The organism is Oceanobacillus polygoni, assembly GCF_008304605.1.
GTDB classification, from domain to species: domain Bacteria; phylum Bacillota; class Bacilli; order Bacillales; family Amphibacillaceae; genus Oceanobacillus; species Oceanobacillus polygoni.
The window spans coordinates 37,360-55,838 of record NZ_PIJY01000027.1 but is presented as its reverse complement, the minus strand read 5'-3'; the positions used below and the strand labels follow the sequence as shown (position 1 = coordinate 55,838).

The following is an 18,479-nucleotide window of genomic DNA, read 5'->3' as shown; positions in this document are numbered from 1 at the left end:
ATATGCATATTCTTAAAAAATATATTAAAATTAACGAACGTTAACGTATTTTTTACATAATAATGTTCGTGGTTTATTGACAAAATCAAAATATGTTAGTAATCTATTGTTGTAAATCAAAAAGAAGGCGTATAATTTCGGGAATATGGCCCAGAGTTTCTACCAGACCGCCGTAAATGGTCTGACTACGCAATGATGGAAGTAATCATGGGAACAGCAGGTTCTTTTTAATTACTATATCTTGCATAGTTAACGGGTAGTGCTCTTGGATAAGATACCAAGGGTATTTTTTGTTTCTGAAAAGCTGAGGAGGAAATTTGATGAAGAAGTATTTTCAGTTTGATGAACTGCGTACGAATTACAAAACGGAGTTTATGGCTGGTTTAACAACATTTTTAGCGATGGCTTATATTCTTTTTGTTAACCCATCGATCCTTGCAGAAACGGGAATGGATGAGCAAGCTGTCTTTGCGGCAACTGCAATAGCTGCTGCTGTTGGATCATTATTTATGGGAATTATTGCAAAGTATCCAATCGCATTGGCACCGGGGATGGGGTTAAACGCCTTTTTTGCATACACGGTTGTATTAGGTTATGGAATTCCTTGGGAAACGGCATTAGCAGGAGTTTTAGCATCAGGAATCATTTTTGTTATTTTTACATTAACAGGTTTACGTGAAATTATTATAAATGCCATTCCAGCAAATATGAAATTAGCTGTAGGGGCGGGGATTGGATTATTCATTGCTTTTATTGGGTTGATTAACTCAGGAATCGTTGTGAGTAATGAAGCTACTCTAGTTTCACTTGGTGATTTAGCTTCACCAACAGTACTATTAGCTATTTTTGGCGTTGTCATTTCGGTAGTTCTTCTAACTGTTGGTTTGAAAGCTGGGATTTTTTACGGAATGATCGTAACAGCTATTGTTGGAATGATCTTCGGATTAATTGCTGTTCCTTCAGGGATTAGTGGTATTGTAAGTGCTGTTCCGAGTCTGGAACCAACATTTGGTCAAGCATTCCTGCATTTCGGTGAAATTTTCACATTAGAAATGCTTGTTGTTATTTTAACGTTCTTATTTGTTGATTTCTTTGATACTGCAGGAACTCTTGTTGCTGTTGCAAGACAAGCTGGTTTAATGAAGGATGATAAATTACCTCGTGCTGGTAAAGCATTGTTCGCAGATTCGACTGCAACTATTGTGGGGGCAGCGGTTGGTACATCGACAACAACTTCCTATGTAGAATCAACATCTGGTGTTGCTGTCGGTGGGCGGTCTGGATTTACAGCAGTAGTTACGGCAGGCTTTTTCCTATTGGCATTATTTTTCTCACCTTTATTAAGCGTAGTAACAGCGGAAGTAACTGCACCAGCACTAATTATCGTCGGTGTGATGATGGCAACTGCATTGAAACAGATTGAATGGGAACGATTTGAGATCGCTGTTCCTGCCTTTTTAACGGTTTTAATGATGCCGTTAACGTATAGTATTGCCACAGGGATTGCGATTGGGTTTATTTTCTATCCAATTACAATGATTTTAAAAGGCCGAGCAAAAGAAATACACCCAATTATGTACGGATTGTTTGTTGTCTTTATTCTATATTTTATTTTCTTAAGTTAAATATAAATCCAAGAGGAAGTAAACATTCTCTTGGATTTTTTATACCCAAAATGCGGGAATGCTGATGTTCACAAATAACTACACGAATGCACAACCCACCCCACATTCATATCGTGACACTTTGATCCATTATCAAGAAATAAAGCATTAAAAAAGGAGCTACTGCAACAAAGCAGAAGCTCCTATCACCTTATTCCGTATCCCGAACAGCATTTTCCTTTCCAAATGGCAGGAGGTGGTAAAGAATAAGCGATACCGTTCCAATTGCTGCAAGAGTCCCCATAAATAAATACATCGTGCTTCCGCTGAATACTTCCATAATCGGTCCACCTGCAAGTGAACCAATAATTCCGGAGAGACCAAAGTATACGGAGAAGAAAATGAGGTGACCAGTCGATTGTAAAAACTTTGGAATTAATCGTGTCACATACTCAAAAGCAGCTGTGTAAAATACACCAAACGTTAATCCATGCATAAATTGAAGTGCGATAACATGCATCGGATCATCAACAGCTGCATATAAGAACCAACGTATTGTATAAAGAATTGCTGCCGCAATGATAAAGATCAATGTCCGATATTTTCTAAACCAAAGGCCTGCAAGGGCAAATATAAGTGCTTCTGAAATAACGCCTACGAACCAAGCAAGTCCAACTAATGATTCGCTCCCACCGAGCTCTGTAATGTAGAGCGCCATATAGTAATCGTTCATCCGATGGGTTATCGTAATAAAGACAATAACAGATAGAAAAAGGAGAAAAGGCTTATTTGCAATAATTTTGCGGACATCTATTAGCTTAACTGGCTCTGATTCCACCTTTACATCTTTCATCGGAATGAGAACGAAGAGAATAATAAGTCCAAAAAATAAGTACGGCCACATCATATATTGAACGCCGAACTGATCAAGAATTCTACCAACAATTAATGCGGAGATTGCAAAACCAACAGAACCCCACATACGAATGGACCCAAAGGAAATATTTAATTCATCTGCTCTTCTTTGGGCGAGGCTATCACTTAATGCTCCAATTGGTGTCGCGAAGAAGTAAAATGCTGCACCTGTGATTAAGATCGTCGATAGTGTGTCCATTTGAAAGAAGATGGAACTTCCAATTAGGAGACCAATCACACAAATGAACAATATTTTCCGAACCGTTTTATACTTATCACTTAAATATCCCCAAATTGGCTGTGCAAGTAAGGATGCAAGTGATTCAACTGCAAGCACCCAGCCAATCTCCGTTCCGTTTAATCCTCGATAATGTAAATATAGTGGTAAAAAACTAATCAGAATGGTATTGGAGGCATGAAAGCTTACAAATAATGTTTTTAAAGGTAATAATGATTTCTGTATAGACAAACGTATTCAGCTCTCCTTATAGTAAAATCTAGGGTTAAATCATTAGCATATAAATGAATGTGTTAGACTACTATACCATGATTTTTTCGTGTTAAATAGAAATGTTAAGAAAAAAACAAATGACAGATTAATCAGAATCAACTGGTTGCCAAGTTGCAAATAACTTACACTGAAAGCGAGGGGGAAAGTTATATGAAACCAATCATCGGGATTACAGTGTCCATGGAAACAAATCGAGATTATTACAGTACAGCAAATCGGAATGTCAAAGTGATTATTCGTGCAGGGGGGATTCCAATCCTTTTACCTTACCTTATAGAAGAGGGGGATGTTGTAGAAATTGTCAATCGTATAGATGGGCTTTACGCTACAGGTGGAGGAGATATTGATCCAATTCTGTTTGGAGAGGAGCCACACCTAAAGCTTGGTCTGATTATACCGGAACGCGATCAATCGGAACTCATTCTTATTCAAAAAATGCTAGAAATGAACAAACCAATTCTTGGTGTTTGCAGGGGAAGTCAGATTTTAAACATTGCAGCAGGTGGAGATATGTATCAGGATATTTACTCGCAAATGGATAAAGAACTGCTTCAGCATTCGCAAAAGGCGCCTTTTGATTATGGTTCCCATTTTGTTCATGTCCGAAAAGATTCACTGCTATACAAGCTGACAGGCGAAGAGAAGTTACGTGTAAATAGTTATCACCATCAGGCCAATCGAGTGGTTCCGAAAGAATTCCGGATTAGTGGGACGGCAAGTGATGGTGTGATTGAGGCAATTGAAAGTAAATCCCATCCGTTCGTACTTGGCTTACAATGGCATCCAGAAGGAATGGTAGAAGCGAATGATGCAGCTTCATTAAAGATTTATGAACGGTTTATTGATGCTTGTATTTCTAAATAGCGAGCTGTATAAAAAGCGTAAGAGCTGTCTTAGCAGTAACCTCTTTAAGACAGCTCTTACGCTTGCAATTAATTCCAAACAGCATTAATAAATTCATCTCTACCAGATTGTGCACGGTCCTCTTCATATTCCGCTTTATGCGTCTTATAGAAATCTTGATGATAATCTTCCGCATGAAAAAAAGGGCTCGCTGGAAGAATCTCTGTTGCAATCGGTTTTGAAAATTTCCCACTAGCTGCTAATTCCTGTTTAGCAGTCTCAGCTAATTCTTTCTGCTTTTCATCGTGATAAAAAATTGCTGTACGATATTGATCTCCACGATCATCAAACTGTCCACCAGCATCTGTCGGGTCAATTTGCTTCCAAAATAAATCGACGATTGTTTCGTAGGAAATTTTTTCAGGATCATACGTGATTTCCACTGCTTCATAATGTCCTGTCGTACCTGATTTAACTTGTTCATAGGTTGGGTTTTCTACATGTCCACCAATATAGCCGGAAATAACACTATGTACACCGTCCCACTGATCGAACGGTTTTACCATACACCAAAAGCAGCCCCCAGCAAATGTCGCTTTTTTAATTGCCATTCAAGATTCCTCCCTGTATTATAATTAGAACGAAAATCTAGTAGAATATACTATATCATAGATTAAGCAGGTGACATAATGGAAGAACCTCACGTACATAAGATATTTTCAGAACATAAAGAGTTCAGTAATTCCTTTCTATTAAGGCAAACAGGATTTTTGAGTGATACGGAGAGTCAAGAAGCGAAGCAAAGCAATCTAGATAAAGCGATCTTTGCTTACCCAATTAAGCATTATACAGACTTGCAAGATATGGGAACGAGCGGTGAAAATTTTGCTGTACTTGAAATGGATGAATTTACAGTATTTATTGGAGATACATTTAAAATTGGTGATGCCATTATTCAAGTTTCGCAGCCAGGTCCTGTGTCAAGAGAGCATCTTCAAGGTGGGTTACAAACAGGTTGGTATTTTCGGGTAATACAGGATGGGTTGATTCAAGGAGAAACGGATTTCGAATTGCTTGAGCGTCCGTATCCACAATGGTCTATTGCCGCATGTACAGAAGTCGTATACTTGCGTAAGGATGACTTTCGCGCTGCGGATGATTTGTATGCCTGTGAAGCCTTAGGTGATGTTTGGAGACGCACATTGCGAAAGAGATTACGAGGTTTTTAGGTTATCTTACAAATAAATAGGAATGAATCAAGGAATGGTTCCTAGAAGTAGCCATTCCTTTTGTAATGTAAGGAGTAAGCTTTTAAGCCAGTACCGAGCCTTCCGTTTTCCCCAAGTAAACGCCTTTTGATCTAGCTTTATTCACTATCGTTCTCTTAAAATCTTGTTTTACTACTATTTAAGAAGGGTAGTAGAAAAAATATGTAGCAATCCAGCTTGTTAACAGATTGTCATACATATACAAGCAATTCGGAACATAGGGATTAAAAAAGAATAAACTGAGGTGAGTTAATTGGGTTTATCCCAGCAAGAAAATGAAGGGTCAGAAGGTAGGAAGAATACAATTATAGACAAACTAAAGAGTGTTGGTCCAGGGGCTATAATTGCTGCATCATTTGTTGGGCCAGGGACAGTAACAACTGCAACACAGGCTGGTGCATCATTCGGTTACGCGCTTGTTTGGGCAGTTGTATTTTCGATCATTGCTACAATGGTTTTGCAGGAAATGTCAGCTCGACTGGGAATTATCGCACAAAAAGGTTTGGCAGAGGCGATAAGAGATCAATTTGCAAATCCTATTATTAAATATAGTGTGATTTGGTTTGTAATCATAGCCATTTCGATAGGTTGCGCAGCGTATATGAGTGGTGATTTGAATGGAACATCATTGGGAATAGCCGCATTAACAGGTGGGTCGGTTAATATGATTGGTCCCATCGTTGGTGTTATTATCCTAATCCTAGGATTAACTGGAAGCTATAAATTAATTGAAAAATTAATGATTGTATTTGTCGTTCTCATGAGTGTTATTTTTATTACAACCATGTTTGTAGCAAAGCCGGATATTGGAGGAATCCTTACTGGAATGTTTGTGCCGACTATTCCGCTGGGATCCATTATTACCGTTATTGCTTTAATCGGAACGACGGTTGTACCGTATAACTTATTTATCCACTCGACATCTGTGCAGGAAAGATGGAATAAGCCTGAGCATTTGAAAAAGTCTCGTTGGGATATTTATCTATCGATTGGTGTTGGAGGCTTAATCACAGCAGCTATTTTAATTACATCCGGTACATTAATGAGAGGACTCGAAGTTGGAAGTGTTGTCGATTTAGCGGTACAATTAGAGCCGCTTTTAGGAAGCTATGCAGAGGCTTTTCTTGCCATTGGTATCTTTTCAGCAGGGTTTTCTTCTGCTACTGCATCAGCTCTGGGAGCAGCGATTACGGTTAGTGGTATGCTAAAGTGGGAAAATGGGATGAAGAATTGGCGTTTTAAAGCAGTCTTCGCTTCTGTTATCCTCATTGGAATCATTACCTTTACCTTTAATTTCCAACCGATGGATGTACTTCTTTTTGCTCAAGCGCTAAATGGCATCCTCTTACCTGGTATTGCGATCTTGTTAATGATTATTATGAACAATAAAAAAACACTTGGCAGATATAGCAACTCCATAAAGGTAAATGTGATTGGTTGGTTTGTTGTCCTAATCTGTTTGGTCCTCGGTACGTATAGTCTTGTTACCGCCATTCAACAACTTTTAGCATGATAGTAGACTGAGGTACGCCAGTTCTGCTACCTTGGATGATAAAAAAGGGAATGGATTCCATGATTGGTGTCTTTGCTTTTCGCGCGGGACACCAATTAGGTATGTCTGGAAGGGAAGGAATTTTACCCCCCTATATGGAAAAGGCCTCCTCATAAAAATATTTCGTGCAATGGTACAAATTAAGTTTAAAATGAGGTATTCTAAAAGTGCATGTTCAAAAAATAAAAAAATCGATATGTCATTTTTACTGGACTTTTGAACAACCTCTAAAAAGAAAGATATCTAAGGAGGAATCCTATTGCTTAGTAATGCATTAATCATGCTTGCAATTATTTTTGCTGTTAATGTTGTCTATGTATCATTAATGACTATCCGAATGATTTTGACACTTAAAGGACGTAAATATATTGCTGCTTTTGTCAGTGTATTTGAGATAACCGTATATATTGTTGGTTTGGGACTTGTACTAGATAATTTAAATGAAATCCAAAACTTGCTTGCTTATGCACTTGGGTTTGGTACGGGATTAATTATTGGCTCCATTATTGAAGAAAAGCTGGCACTTGGTTACATAACCGTCAATGTTGTTTCCACCAACCCTGACCTTAAATTTACAAGGAGAATTAGAGAAAAAGGATATGGAGTCACAAGCTGGTCATCGTACGGGATGGACGGGGATCGGTTATCGATATCAATTCTCACCCCGAGAAAATATGAGTTAAGGCTATACGAATTGATCCAGGAAATAGATCCGAAAGCATTTATCATATCCTATGAACCTAAACGAATACATGGAGGATTCTGGGTCAAGCAGGTTCGCAAAGGAAAACTGATGAATCCGAAGAAAAAAGCTGCTGGTGAAGCGGCGAAAAAGCAAATAGAACGGGATGAAGATTCCAATTCCGTAAATCAAGAAAAGGAAAGAAATGAGTAGACATATGTCTACTCATTATTTATATGAATGGTTAGACGCTATAGATTCATAAAATACAAATCAATTTATAGGAAAAGAATGGTATGATAAAATAATAGAAAATAAAAATAATTCGGGAAGGAGGTTTGAAAAATGAGAAATATACCAATCATTCATAGTCAGCTTTCACCGCCACCAATACGTGATCGATTTGTCCAGCGCAGTCATTTGAATAAGAAGCTCATGCATATACCGGAGTACCCGTTAACATTATTGTACGCTGGCGCTGGATATGGTAAAAGCACAGCATTATCTCTTTTTGCTAAAAATAGAAATACAGCTGTCTGTTGGTATTCCATTTCACCAAATGATGACGATCTCTTTCCGTTTCTAACAAAGCTCATCGGGTCTATTCGGAAAGGTCACCCGAGGTTTGGTGATTCAATCGAAAAGGAACTAACGCGGCTAGATAACTATATGACCGTGGAAGAAATTTATTCACTAGCAACTTTCTTTATTAATGAAGTGTTGGAGCTTAATGAAGAAGTTATTATAATTTTAGATGATTTCCACCTTGTGATGAATTCGAGTGAAATTGAAAAATGGCTTTTGTACGTAATCGAATATATACCGTCGAATTTACATCTGCTTGTATCAAGTAGAAAAAAGCCGCGTTGGGATGTTCTTCCGAAATTAAGAGGACAAGGGGAATTACTAGAGCTAACACAATTTGATTTCGTGCTTTCACCTGCTGAAATGTCTTATATTCTAGAGGAAATATACCAGGTTGATGTTTCAGAGGATGAGATAGCGAAAATTTATCGTATTACAGAAGGATGGGCAATCGCATTCAACATGTTAGCTCAACAAATCGCCGAGAATACTTCTATTACAGCGATTTTACAAAATCATAAGAAATCGTTAAAGGATTTATTTGCTTATTTGGCTTCAGAGGTATTATCCAAACAGTCATTAATTACACAGCAGTTTCTCATGCAATCTAGTATACTACATGTTTTATCTCCTGCTATTTGTGATCGGGTGCTTGAGATTCAAGGGTCGGAAGAAATTTTAGTCGGACTTGTCGAACAAAATCTGTTCATTGAAGAAGGGGAAGGAAACGTTTATCGTTATCATGCATTGTTTCAGTCATTTTTAGAGAATTTATTTATGCGAAAACATGAAAGCGAATTCAGACACCTACATAAACGAGCAGCGAACTATTATAAGCAAGCAGGGGACTTAGAATCTGCGCTGTATCATTATCAGAAGATAGATGAATCACAAGCTATTGCTTCAATATTAAACGAGCATGGACTAGCAATGCTTCAATCTGGCAGACTGCAAGCTTTATATGATCTATTAGTGGACCTCTCAGCTAGCTATAAACAACATTTTCCGGTGCTTTATTTTTATCAAGGAGAAATTGAACGGTACAGATCATTATATAACCAAGCAGAACAGAGCTATAATGCGATGATTGATGCAATAGAAAAAGAGGATGAAGCACATAACTATATGAGGAGTCTTGCGTTAGAGGGAAAGGCACGTATATATTTGGACACGATTCAGCCGGACCAGGCAGAGCGCTTTGTGAACCAGGCCATTCAATTGCGGGAAAAAGCAACCGCACCAAAGGAAGAAATGGCACAACTATATGTATTAATGGCTGAGAATTTATTGAATGCCGGTCAAGCGGTAAAGGCAGAGGCTTGGTATGATCGTGCAAAGCGTTTAAACCTGCCATTAGAAGAAAGTAATTTACAAGCGAGAATATATTTGAGGACAGGAAGGCTTGCGCAAGCAAAGGAGATTTTAATTGCACGTAAACAGCAAAATGCAGGAAGTGAGAAGGAGCATTTGCCACAATCTCATCGAGAAACCAACTTAATTTTATCGATTATCGAAGCTTTTATGGGCAATGCCAAAGCAAGTAAACAGTTAGCAACAGATAGCATTCAATTAGGATTAGCGATTCAATCACCTTTTGTTGAAGCATGTGGCTGGATGCGATTGGGACATGCGGTTCAATTAATCAATCAATATGATCATGAATTAGCAATTCAATGCTATCAAACTGCTCTTGATATAATGGAGAAGATCAACGTATCTCGAGGCAAGGCAGAGCCATATATGGGGCTTGCTATACTCTATGGGAAGCAGCAAGCTTACACCTTCGCAATGGACAATGCAAATCTAGGATTACTGGAAACAGAGAAGGTAAATGATCGCTGGTTAAGTGCATTAATTAAGCTGGGTATTGCGATAACAGAAGTGTATCGAATGAATTACGAGCAAGCAATCCAAACGATTGAACAAATCAGAGCAGATATGAATGCTTGTGGGGATCGATATGGCTTGATGGTTACCTCCTTTTGGTCAGCGTACATCGCATTTGAAAAGGGAGAGGTGGATGTATTTAAGGAGGAAATGATAGCGTTTCTGAAAGTGGTCCAAGCTGAAGCATATGACTTTTTCCTGAAAAGAAGGACGACCTTTGGTCCACTCGATATGCAAAACATAGCACCGATGCTATTGAAAGCGAAGCAGTTGGATATCGAGACCGTATTTGTTACGCGCATACTGTCTGATCTTGGACTCGATGGAACCGTTAAAAATCATCCTGGATACACATTAGTGATTCACACGTTAGGGCAATTCAAGCTATGGCTAGGTACAAAGCAAATCGAGCCACATGATTGGCAGCGTGGGAAGGCTAAGGAATTGTTTGAACTTTTTATAACCAATCGCAACGTAAAATTACAAAGGGAAGAGATTTTTCAATATCTATGGCCAGACCAGGATGAAAAAACAGCAAATAAAAATTTTAAAGTAGCGCTCAATGCTCTATTAAAGGTATTAGAACCACATCGGAAGGCAAGAGAGGAATCCTTCTTTATTATTCGAGAAGGTAGTTCTTACGGAATTAATCCCAATTCAGTGTATGAATTAGATACGATTCTATTTGAAGCACAAGTCGTAAAGGGTCTGGAAGAAAGTAATCCAAAGCACGCAACAGCATTATTAGAAAAAGGATTAACATTATATCAAGGTGATTATTTAGCAGATCTTCGTTTTATCAGCTGGTGTAATGCTGAAAGAGAACGTTTACGACAGTTGTTTTTACGTGGCGCAGAAAGACTAGCCCAGCATGCCATCCGATTACTAGATTTCCATCGGTGTATAGAGTGCTGTGAAAAAATCTTGAATCTAGACCCCACGTGGGAGGAAGCATACCGTTTGATGATGTATTGCTATTACCAAACTAATAATCGTCCACAAGCGATTCGATGGTATGAGAAATGCTGTGAAGTGCTAGAAGTAGAATTAGGTGTCGAGCCGATGCAGCAAACAAATGAAATGTATGAACTCATTATGGATTCAGAGGAATTGGAGTATTAAGTCCTCGGTAGAAAAATAACATGCATCCAGATTCGTTGGATGCATTTTTTCTTTCCAACTCTCTTCAAAGGCTTTTCTATTTGTAGTTAGTTTACAAAAAAACATTCATTTTCCTACTTTGGGAAAAAAATTAAAAAATACTTGAAAATTTTTAGATAATTATTTATAATCTAAAAATGAGGGGTGATTCATATGTCAGAAATGAAAGAAACACAATTAACTAAAAAAGGAATGAAAACGAGGCAGAAAATATTAGCAACCGCAGAGCAGATCTTTGGAGAAAAGGGATACTTTGAGGCATCGATTGCTGAGATTACAGTACGGACTGGGGTAGCACAAGGAACGTTTTACAATTATTTTCCGACGAAAAAGGCAATTTTTGATGAGTTAATTTACCAACTAAGTTCGGATTTTCGTTATGCGATTAAACAAGCAATGGAAGAAGAAACCACATTTGAGGAAAAACAACGTGCGGGATACTTCGCATTTTTTAAGTGGGTAATGAACCATCGTAATTTATATAGCATTGTACAGCAATCCGTATTAGTGGATAACGAACTTTATCGCTGGTATTACGAGAAAATTGCTGCTGGATTTGTCAGCTCCATCGAAACAGCGATTGATACTGGAGATTGTAAACCGCTAAATCCAGAAACAGTAGCCTATTGTTTAATGGGAATTGGACAATTTATTGGAATGCGCTGGGTGCTTTGGGAGGATAAGCTCGTACCAGAGGATGTATTTGATGAAGCGATGGAAATAATCTTTCACGGAATTCGTGGCAGGGGGTAAATCAAATGGAGTCGATTGCTTATTGGATCCATAAACGAGGATTAATTACGCCGAATCGTACCGCACTAATAAGTGAACACAATCAATATACCTACAAGGCACTTTCCAACAAAATCAATTCGATGGCCGTATTATTGCAAAACAAGTACCAACTAGAAAAAGGCGATCGGGTCGCAATACTTTCGCAGAACCGGGAGGAATATATCATCTCCTATTTCGCGATTGCGCAGCTTGGACTAATTGCAGTACCATTAAATATTCGTTTACGTGCATCAGAGCTAGCGTTTCAATTAACAGATAGTGGAACGAAAATGATTCTTTTTGAAGCAGAGACAGAGATATTACTTCAGGAGATAAAAAACTTGTTCAATTATGAAAACGCTTACTCGTTTGATGCTGGAAATATAGGTATTGAGGAGCCAGTAGTAGCCGTTGAAGTAGACCCGAGCATGGATCCGTTTATTATTTGCTATACCTCGGGAACGACAGGTAGACCGAAGGGGGCTGTATTAACGCAAGCGAATATGTTTTGGAATGCGGTCAATAATCAATATGCGATTGATATTACATCAACCGATATTGTTAATGTGCTGCTTCCATTGTTCCATATCGGTGGAATTGGATTATTTGCATTTCCGACATTACTTACAGGCGGAACTATCGTTATACCTGGAAAATTCAATCCCGAGCAGGCAATTCGTTCAATTGAAACCTATGGCGTAACGATCGTTATGGGGGTCCCGACGATTCATGACGCACTTCGTAAGCACCCATTATTTGAAACAGCCGATTTCTCATCAGTGAGGTGGTTCTATAGTGGTGGTGCACCTTGTTCGAAAGAGTTGATTCATTCTTTCATTGACCGTGATCTTCCTTTTGGACAAGGGATGGGAATGACGGAAACTGCCCCAACGATTTTGATGCTATCCAAGGAGGACTACAAGCGAAAGGTAGGGTCCATCGGAAAACCGGTAATGTTTTGTGATATTGCCCTTGTAGATGATACAGGTCATCCAGTTGAGACTGGTGAAGTCGGCGAACTAATCATTAAGGGTCCCAACGTGATGAAGGAATATTGGGGGCTACCTGACAAAACAGAAGAAGCAATACGTAATGGGTGGTTTTATTCAGGTGATCTAATGCGACAGGATGAGGAAGGTTTTATCTATGTAGCCGGAAGAAAAAAAGATATGATCATATCCGGCGGGGAAAATATTTATCCATTGCAGGTGGAACAAACAATCAATGAGCTTCAAGCAATCCATGAATGTGCAGTAATTGCGATCGCAGATGAAAAGTGGGGAGAGGTACCGATTGCATTTATCTCGTTAAAAGAAGGAAAAACAATACGTAAAACGGAAATAATTGCACACTGTAGAGAGAAACTAGCAACCTATAAAGTACCAAAAGATATTCGGATTATCGAAGAGCTGCCGAAAAATGCTACAGGAAAAATAGATAAGAGAAAACTTAGTCAGTTAATTCATTTACCAACATCAAATTACTAAGAAAGAATAAGGATAAAGAGGTGATAACATGAATTTTATTGTTGGAGATGTAGCAGCGTTTTCAAGGACAGTGACAGAAACTGATTTTACTATTTTTGCAGGCCTAAGCGGAGATTATAATCCAATACACGTAGATAGGGAGTATGCAAAGGAGACATTTTTTGGAGAGCGAATTAGTCATGGGCTTCTCACCGCAAGCTTCCTATCTAGATTATTAGGAATGCATTTGCCTGGTCCCGGATCTGTCTATGTATCACAAACTTCAAACTTTAAAAAGCCAGTCTACATTGGCGATACGATTACGGCCCGAGCAGAGGTCATCAAGGTAGAGGATGAAAAAAGGCTACTAACCCTAGCAACGACCTGTATGAATCAGCATGGAGAAATCGTATTGGATGGCGAAGGAGTTATGAAATTACCAAAAAAGGAGTGAAATCGATGATTGGCATACAAGCAACCAGTATTTATGAACCAGCGTTGAAAGAAACTGCAGTTGATTTGGCAGGGAAAACGGGGATACCAGAGCAGGTTATTGTTGGGAAATTTGGCCTCTATGAAAAGCGAATTGCTCCAGATCATTTGCACGCATCGGATTTGGCAATTGCTGCGGGTAAGAAAATTCTAAAGGACATGGATCCAAAAGCTATAGATGTTGTCATCTATTTTGGGAGTCCTTTCAAGGATTATCCGATTTGGACAGCATCCTCGAAAGCACAATATGAGCTAGGAACGAGTAATGCATATTCCTTTGAAATGATGAATGTAAGCTCCTGTTTTCCAATCGCAGTCAAAGTTGCAAAAGATATGATTCGTTCTGATGAAACGATTAATCATATTTTACTCATTGGTGGATCAAAGGAATCGATGACAATTGATTACGATAATCCACGATCACGATTTATGTTTAATTTTGCTGATGGTGGGGCTGCTGCCTTAGTATCGAGAAATGCGACAACGAGTGAAATTCTTGCTTCATCAATCATCACGGATGGTTCTTTTAGTGGTGATGTACTTGTTCCAGGAGGAGGGTCGGTGCATCCAGTCAGTACGGAGGTCGTAGAGAAAAAGCTACATTATCTTGATGTACCCGACCCAATAAGGATGAAAGAGAGACTAGACCCAGTATCGATACCGAACTTTACACGTGTCATCAAACAAGCTGTAGAAAGGAGTGGAGCAAAACTTGAGGACTTGAAAGTGCTCTTGCCACTGCACACAAAGAAATCAATGTTCCGTGAGATGCTTGAATCAGTTGGCTTGAAAGAGGAACAAGCGGTTTACCTAACACAGAACGGACATATGTCTGCACTTGATCCATGCTATGGGCTTCATTTAGCGCAACGAAACGGATTATTAAAGAATGGAGATATCGCTGTTATCGTTTCTGCGGGAACAGGCTATACGTGGGCTGCTACTGCAATTCGTTGGGGTGGACCTGCATCGTGAGAGGGAATTCCCATACTGTAACTTCCTTGTAACTTAAAATCTTTATGATGGTTGTAAGAAAAACGATTCCATTAAAGGGGGCAAGTTTAATGAAGGTTAGGCGCTTTGGTAGTTTATTGATAGCGGTGTTGGTCATTAGTATTTTAGCAGCTTGTGGTAGTAGTGATGAAGCTTCCAGTGAGACAGGCGATACTATCAAAATTGGTGTACTCATTTCAGCAACTGGAGCATTAGAAACCTATGGAGCCATGACAGAAAGGGGTTTCAAATTAGGAATAGAATATGCTACAGATGGAACGATGGAAGTTGCAGGCAAGAAGATCGAGTATATTTTTGAAGATACAGAGACAGACCCGACGACCGCACGTCAAAAAGCATTGAAGCTACTTGAAGATGATGAGGTGGACTTTCTTGTTGGATCATCAAGCTCAGGAGATACACTAGCTGTCACACCATTAGCGGAGGAATACGAGAAAATCATGGTTGTTGAGCCAGCTGCCGCAGATAGTATTACAGGCTCGGAATATAATGATTATGTATTCCGTACGGCAAGAAATTCCTCACAGGATGCAATCGCTGCCGCAGCGGCAGTCGCAGGGGAAGGAGTAAAAATAGCAACCCTTGCACCAGATTATTCCTTTGGGCATGATGGAGCAAAAGCATTTATCGAAGCTGCAGAAGGATTAGGTGCAGAACTTGTTCATGAGGAATATGCCGATCAAGCAGCAACTGATTTCACAGCAAATATCCAAAAAATCATTGAAGCGGATCCAGATTATCTGTTTGTTGTTTGGTCAGGAGCGAATACGCCATGGAATCAAATTGTAGACATGCGTGTTGCGGAACAAGGAATAAAAGTAACGACAGGTGTTGCGGATAACGCAACATTGCCATCCATGAAGCCATTAGTTGGGATGGAAGGATTTACACTGTATTACCATACACTACCAGATAATGAAGTTAATGACTGGTTAGTGGAAGAGCATCAGAAACAATATGATGGTGCTGTACCAGATTTATTTACAGCGGGTGGGATGAGTTCAGCGCTTGCAATTGTGGAAGCGCTTAAACAAACGGATGGTGACATGAATAGCGAAACATTAATTGAAACAATGGAAGGAATGAGCTTTGAAACACCAAAAGGAACGATGACATTCCGTCCAGAAGATCATCAAGCTTTACAGGAAATGTATTCCGTGACATTGGAAGAAAGTGACGAATTTGATTATCCTGTTCCAGTTTTAAAGCAAGTTCTTACACCTGAAGAAACAGCACCACCAATTATGAATGAATAGTAGATTAGAAAATAGATTGATCATTAGAAAAAATGACTCGTGCATTAGATAGAGAAAAAGAACAAATCCTTTCCACTCCCCTTAAGAAATTGGAAGGGATTTGTTCTACATCATGCAGTAAGGGAGGAAGGAAATTGACAGCAATTTTGGAAACAAAGGATTTGTCAATTGCATTCGGTGGGCATGTAGCTGTGGATCGTGTTTCAGTACAAATTACAGAGAAAAAGTTCACCTCAATTATCGGACCAAATGGAGCAGGTAAAACCACTTTCTTTAATCTACTTAGCGGACAGCTCCCACCTACAAATGGTTCCATCTATTTCAAAAATCAAGACATAACGAAGCTTACTACAACCGAACGCACGCGTATGGGGATTGGGAGATCGTTTCAGATTACGAATGTTTTTCCGAAACTAACCGTTTTAGAAAACGTTCGCTTGGCTGTTCAATCTCAAGCGAAGGTTCGATACCGGATGCTTTCTCATTATTTACATTATAAGCAATTTGAAGAGAAGGCATATGAGTTGCTGGAAGTAGTTTTTTTGAAGGAAAAAGCAAAGTCGATTGCCGTAAATTTGGCACATGGAGAAAAACGCAAGCTGGAGATTGCCATGTTATTAGCTTTGGAGACAGAGATTCTACTCCTAGATGAGCCAACAGCAGGGATGTCTTTAGAGGAAGTTCCAGCAATCATTGATGTCATTAAAAAAATTAAACAACAAGGGAATCGGACAATCGTCCTCATTGAGCACAAAATGGATATGATTATGGGATTATCAGATGAGGTACTCGTTTTATTTCATGGGGAATTAATTGCAAAAGGTTCACCACATGAAATTGTGGAGAATGAAACCGTTCAATCCGCCTATTTAGGAGGTGGTGTGTAATGGAAGGCTTACTTGTACTAAAACAAGTGGAAGCATTTATTCAGCACTATCATATTTTACATGATATTTCGTTTGAAGTTCCAAAGGGTGAGGTCACCGTTTTACTTGGAAGAAATGGTGCTGGGAAAACAACAACATTACGTACCATTATGGGATTGAATCAAGTGTCGAAAGGGACAGTAAGTTTTAAAGGTGAAGCGATTGCAAATCGAACTACCCATCAAATCGCAAACAAAGGAATTGGTTATGTACCGGAAGATCAAGGGATTTTTAATGGACTAACGGTAGGGGAAAATATGCGCGTGGCAATGAAAAAAGAAGATGAAGAAACGATGAAGCGTATGGAATGGGTACTTGAACTCTTTCCAGACTTAAAGAAGTATTGGAAGAAAGAAGGCGGCCAATTAAGTGGTGGGCAAAAACAAATGCTTGCTATTGCCAGGGCTTATGTCAATAAAAATGACCTGTTACTGATCGATGAACCGAGTAAGGGGCTTGCCCCAATTATTGTTGATAAGGTGACAGAGTCAATTCAACAAATGAAAGAGCAAACGACGATTGTATTGGTGGAACAAAACTTTATGATGGCAAGTAAAATCGGCAATCGTTTTTACATTATTGATGACGGGGTTACCGTTCATCATGGAAAAATGGATGAATTGAAAGAAGATAAGATAACAATGAAAAAATACCTAGGTATTTCATAGGAGGGATTGGAGTGGATTTAATTATAAGCTTAGTCATCAATGGGCTTGCGACGGGCATGCTAATATTCCTCCTTGCAGCCGGGTTAACACTTATATTTGGATTAATGAGCGTGTTGAACTTTGCTCATGGTGGCTTGTTTATTTGGGGTGCTTATACAGGGGTTTGGGTTTATCAAATGAGCAATAGTTTTATTTTAGGGATTATAGCTGGGATTATCATCGGTTTACTTCTTGGTCTTGTAACGGAAAGACTGATCGTTCGGCCGGTATACGGAAATCATATTCAACAAATATTGATTACACTCGGTTTTATGCTGGTGTTGCAAGAAATGATAAAAGTAGTGTTCGGGCCAGATCAAAAGGCTGTTTTCCCTCCTGAATATTTAGCGGGAAGTTTTATGATTGGTGATATCGTTCTGATTAAGTATCGACTGTTTATCATTGTAATTGGTCTACTAATCTTCATTCTAGCGACGATTATTTTAAAGAAGTCCCGCATCGGTTTAATCGTTCGTGCGGGTGTTATGGATAAAGAAATGGTTCAATCACTTGGTATTAATATTAAGCTCGTATTTATGCTTGTATTTATGGTTGGAGCGGGATTAGCTGCATTAAGTGGTGTGTTCCATTCTATCTATTCGGGTGTAATTTACGCAGAAATGGGATTGGAATTTTCAATTTTAGCATTTATTGTTGTCGTCATCGGTGGGATGGGTAGCTTTTCAGGGTCATTATTTGCAGCGATTTTAGTTGGATTAGCACAAGCATTTATGGCTTATTATGTTCCGGCGCTTTCGTTAGCAGTGAATATGTTATTGATGGTAATTGTACTCATATTCAGACCACAAGGTTTGTTTCAGGTGAAGGAGTGATGG

Annotated in this window: 16 protein-coding genes and 1 riboswitch; of the genes, 14 read left to right on the top strand and 2 right to left on the bottom strand. The window is 39.0% G+C overall.

Going from position 1 to position 18,479, the window contains the following annotated elements; all coding sequences use genetic code 11:
• The first annotated feature begins 107 nt into the window (after window positions 1–107).
• A riboswitch (purine riboswitch) is annotated at window positions 108–208 on the top strand.
• A 112-nt stretch (window positions 209–320) separates the two neighbouring features.
• Window positions 321–1,625, top strand: coding sequence for an NCS2 family permease (locus tag F1560_RS14585; RefSeq protein WP_149475384.1), 1,305 nt, complete (start codon window positions 321–323; stop codon window positions 1,623–1,625).
• 190 nt (window positions 1,626–1,815) lie between these two features.
• On the opposite strand, the gene F1560_RS14580 is transcribed toward F1560_RS14585, so the two are convergent.
• Window positions 1,816–2,988, bottom strand: a complete 1,173-nt coding sequence (locus tag F1560_RS14580; protein ID WP_149475383.1) for an MFS transporter — start codon at window positions 2,986–2,988, stop codon at window positions 1,816–1,818.
• A 192-nt stretch (window positions 2,989–3,180) separates the two neighbouring features.
• On the opposite strand from F1560_RS14580, the gene F1560_RS14575 reads away from it, so the two are divergent.
• Complete coding sequence (locus F1560_RS14575) at window positions 3,181–3,894, top strand: gamma-glutamyl-gamma-aminobutyrate hydrolase family protein (RefSeq protein ID WP_149475382.1); 714 nt, start codon at window positions 3,181–3,183, stop codon at window positions 3,892–3,894.
• Between the two features lie 68 nt (window positions 3,895–3,962).
• Here the strand turns inward: F1560_RS14575 and msrA are convergent, their stop codons facing one another.
• Window positions 3,963–4,484: a peptide-methionine (S)-S-oxide reductase MsrA gene (gene msrA, locus F1560_RS14570; RefSeq protein WP_149475381.1), complete on the bottom strand. Its 522-nt coding sequence runs from the start codon at window positions 4,482–4,484 to the stop codon at window positions 3,963–3,965.
• A gap of 78 nt (window positions 4,485–4,562) precedes the next feature.
• Here msrA and F1560_RS14565 point away from each other — a divergent pair, with 78 nt between their 5' ends.
• From F1560_RS14565 to F1560_RS14510, 12 genes are all read left to right on the top strand, one after another.
• Window positions 4,563–5,102: an MOSC domain-containing protein gene (locus tag F1560_RS14565; protein ID WP_149475380.1), complete on the top strand. Its 540-nt coding sequence runs from the start codon at window positions 4,563–4,565 to the stop codon at window positions 5,100–5,102.
• Between the two features lie 292 nt (window positions 5,103–5,394).
• Window positions 5,395–6,654 (top strand): Nramp family divalent metal transporter, encoded by a 1,260-nt coding sequence (locus F1560_RS14560; RefSeq protein WP_245347873.1) that lies wholly within the window; start codon window positions 5,395–5,397, stop codon window positions 6,652–6,654.
• A gap of 298 nt (window positions 6,655–6,952) precedes the next feature.
• Window positions 6,953–7,588: a DUF2179 domain-containing protein gene (locus tag F1560_RS14555; protein ID WP_149475379.1), complete on the top strand. Its 636-nt coding sequence runs from the start codon at window positions 6,953–6,955 to the stop codon at window positions 7,586–7,588.
• Window positions 7,589–7,720: 132 nt separating this feature from the next.
• Window positions 7,721–10,969, top strand: coding sequence for an AfsR/SARP family transcriptional regulator (locus F1560_RS14550; protein ID WP_149475378.1), 3,249 nt, complete (start codon window positions 7,721–7,723; stop codon window positions 10,967–10,969).
• Between the two features lie 192 nt (window positions 10,970–11,161).
• On the top strand, window positions 11,162–11,761 hold the full coding sequence (locus F1560_RS14545) for a TetR/AcrR family transcriptional regulator (protein WP_149475377.1): 600 nt from the start codon (window positions 11,162–11,164) through the stop codon (window positions 11,759–11,761).
• Between the two features lie 5 nt (window positions 11,762–11,766).
• A complete protein-coding gene (locus tag F1560_RS14540) occupies window positions 11,767–13,269 on the top strand; it encodes an AMP-binding protein (RefSeq protein ID WP_149475376.1) in 1,503 nt (500 codons plus the stop codon).
• Window positions 13,270–13,297: 28 nt separating this feature from the next.
• Window positions 13,298–13,702 carry a MaoC family dehydratase gene (locus tag F1560_RS14535; RefSeq protein ID WP_149475375.1) on the top strand — a complete coding sequence of 135 codons (405 nt, stop codon included), beginning with the start codon at window positions 13,298–13,300 and terminating at the stop codon, window positions 13,700–13,702.
• Between the two features lie 5 nt (window positions 13,703–13,707).
• A complete protein-coding gene (locus tag F1560_RS14530) occupies window positions 13,708–14,715 on the top strand; it encodes a 3-oxoacyl-ACP synthase (RefSeq protein WP_149475374.1) in 1,008 nt (335 codons plus the stop codon).
• Window positions 14,716–14,804: 89 nt separating this feature from the next.
• A complete protein-coding gene (locus F1560_RS14525) occupies window positions 14,805–16,010 on the top strand; it encodes a substrate-binding domain-containing protein (protein WP_149475373.1) in 1,206 nt (401 codons plus the stop codon).
• A gap of 134 nt (window positions 16,011–16,144) precedes the next feature.
• On the top strand, window positions 16,145–16,897 hold the full coding sequence (locus F1560_RS14520) for an ABC transporter ATP-binding protein (protein ID WP_149475372.1): 753 nt from the start codon (window positions 16,145–16,147) through the stop codon (window positions 16,895–16,897).
• On the top strand, window positions 16,897–17,604 hold the full coding sequence (locus tag F1560_RS14515) for an ABC transporter ATP-binding protein (RefSeq protein WP_149475371.1): 708 nt from the start codon (window positions 16,897–16,899) through the stop codon (window positions 17,602–17,604). Before F1560_RS14520 ends, F1560_RS14515 begins: the two co-directional genes overlap by 1 nt.
• Before the next feature lie 11 nt (window positions 17,605–17,615).
• Entirely contained in the window at window positions 17,616–18,476 is an 861-nt protein-coding gene (locus F1560_RS14510) for a branched-chain amino acid ABC transporter permease (RefSeq protein WP_149475370.1), read from the top strand.
• The last annotated feature ends 3 nt before the right edge of the window (window positions 18,477–18,479 follow it).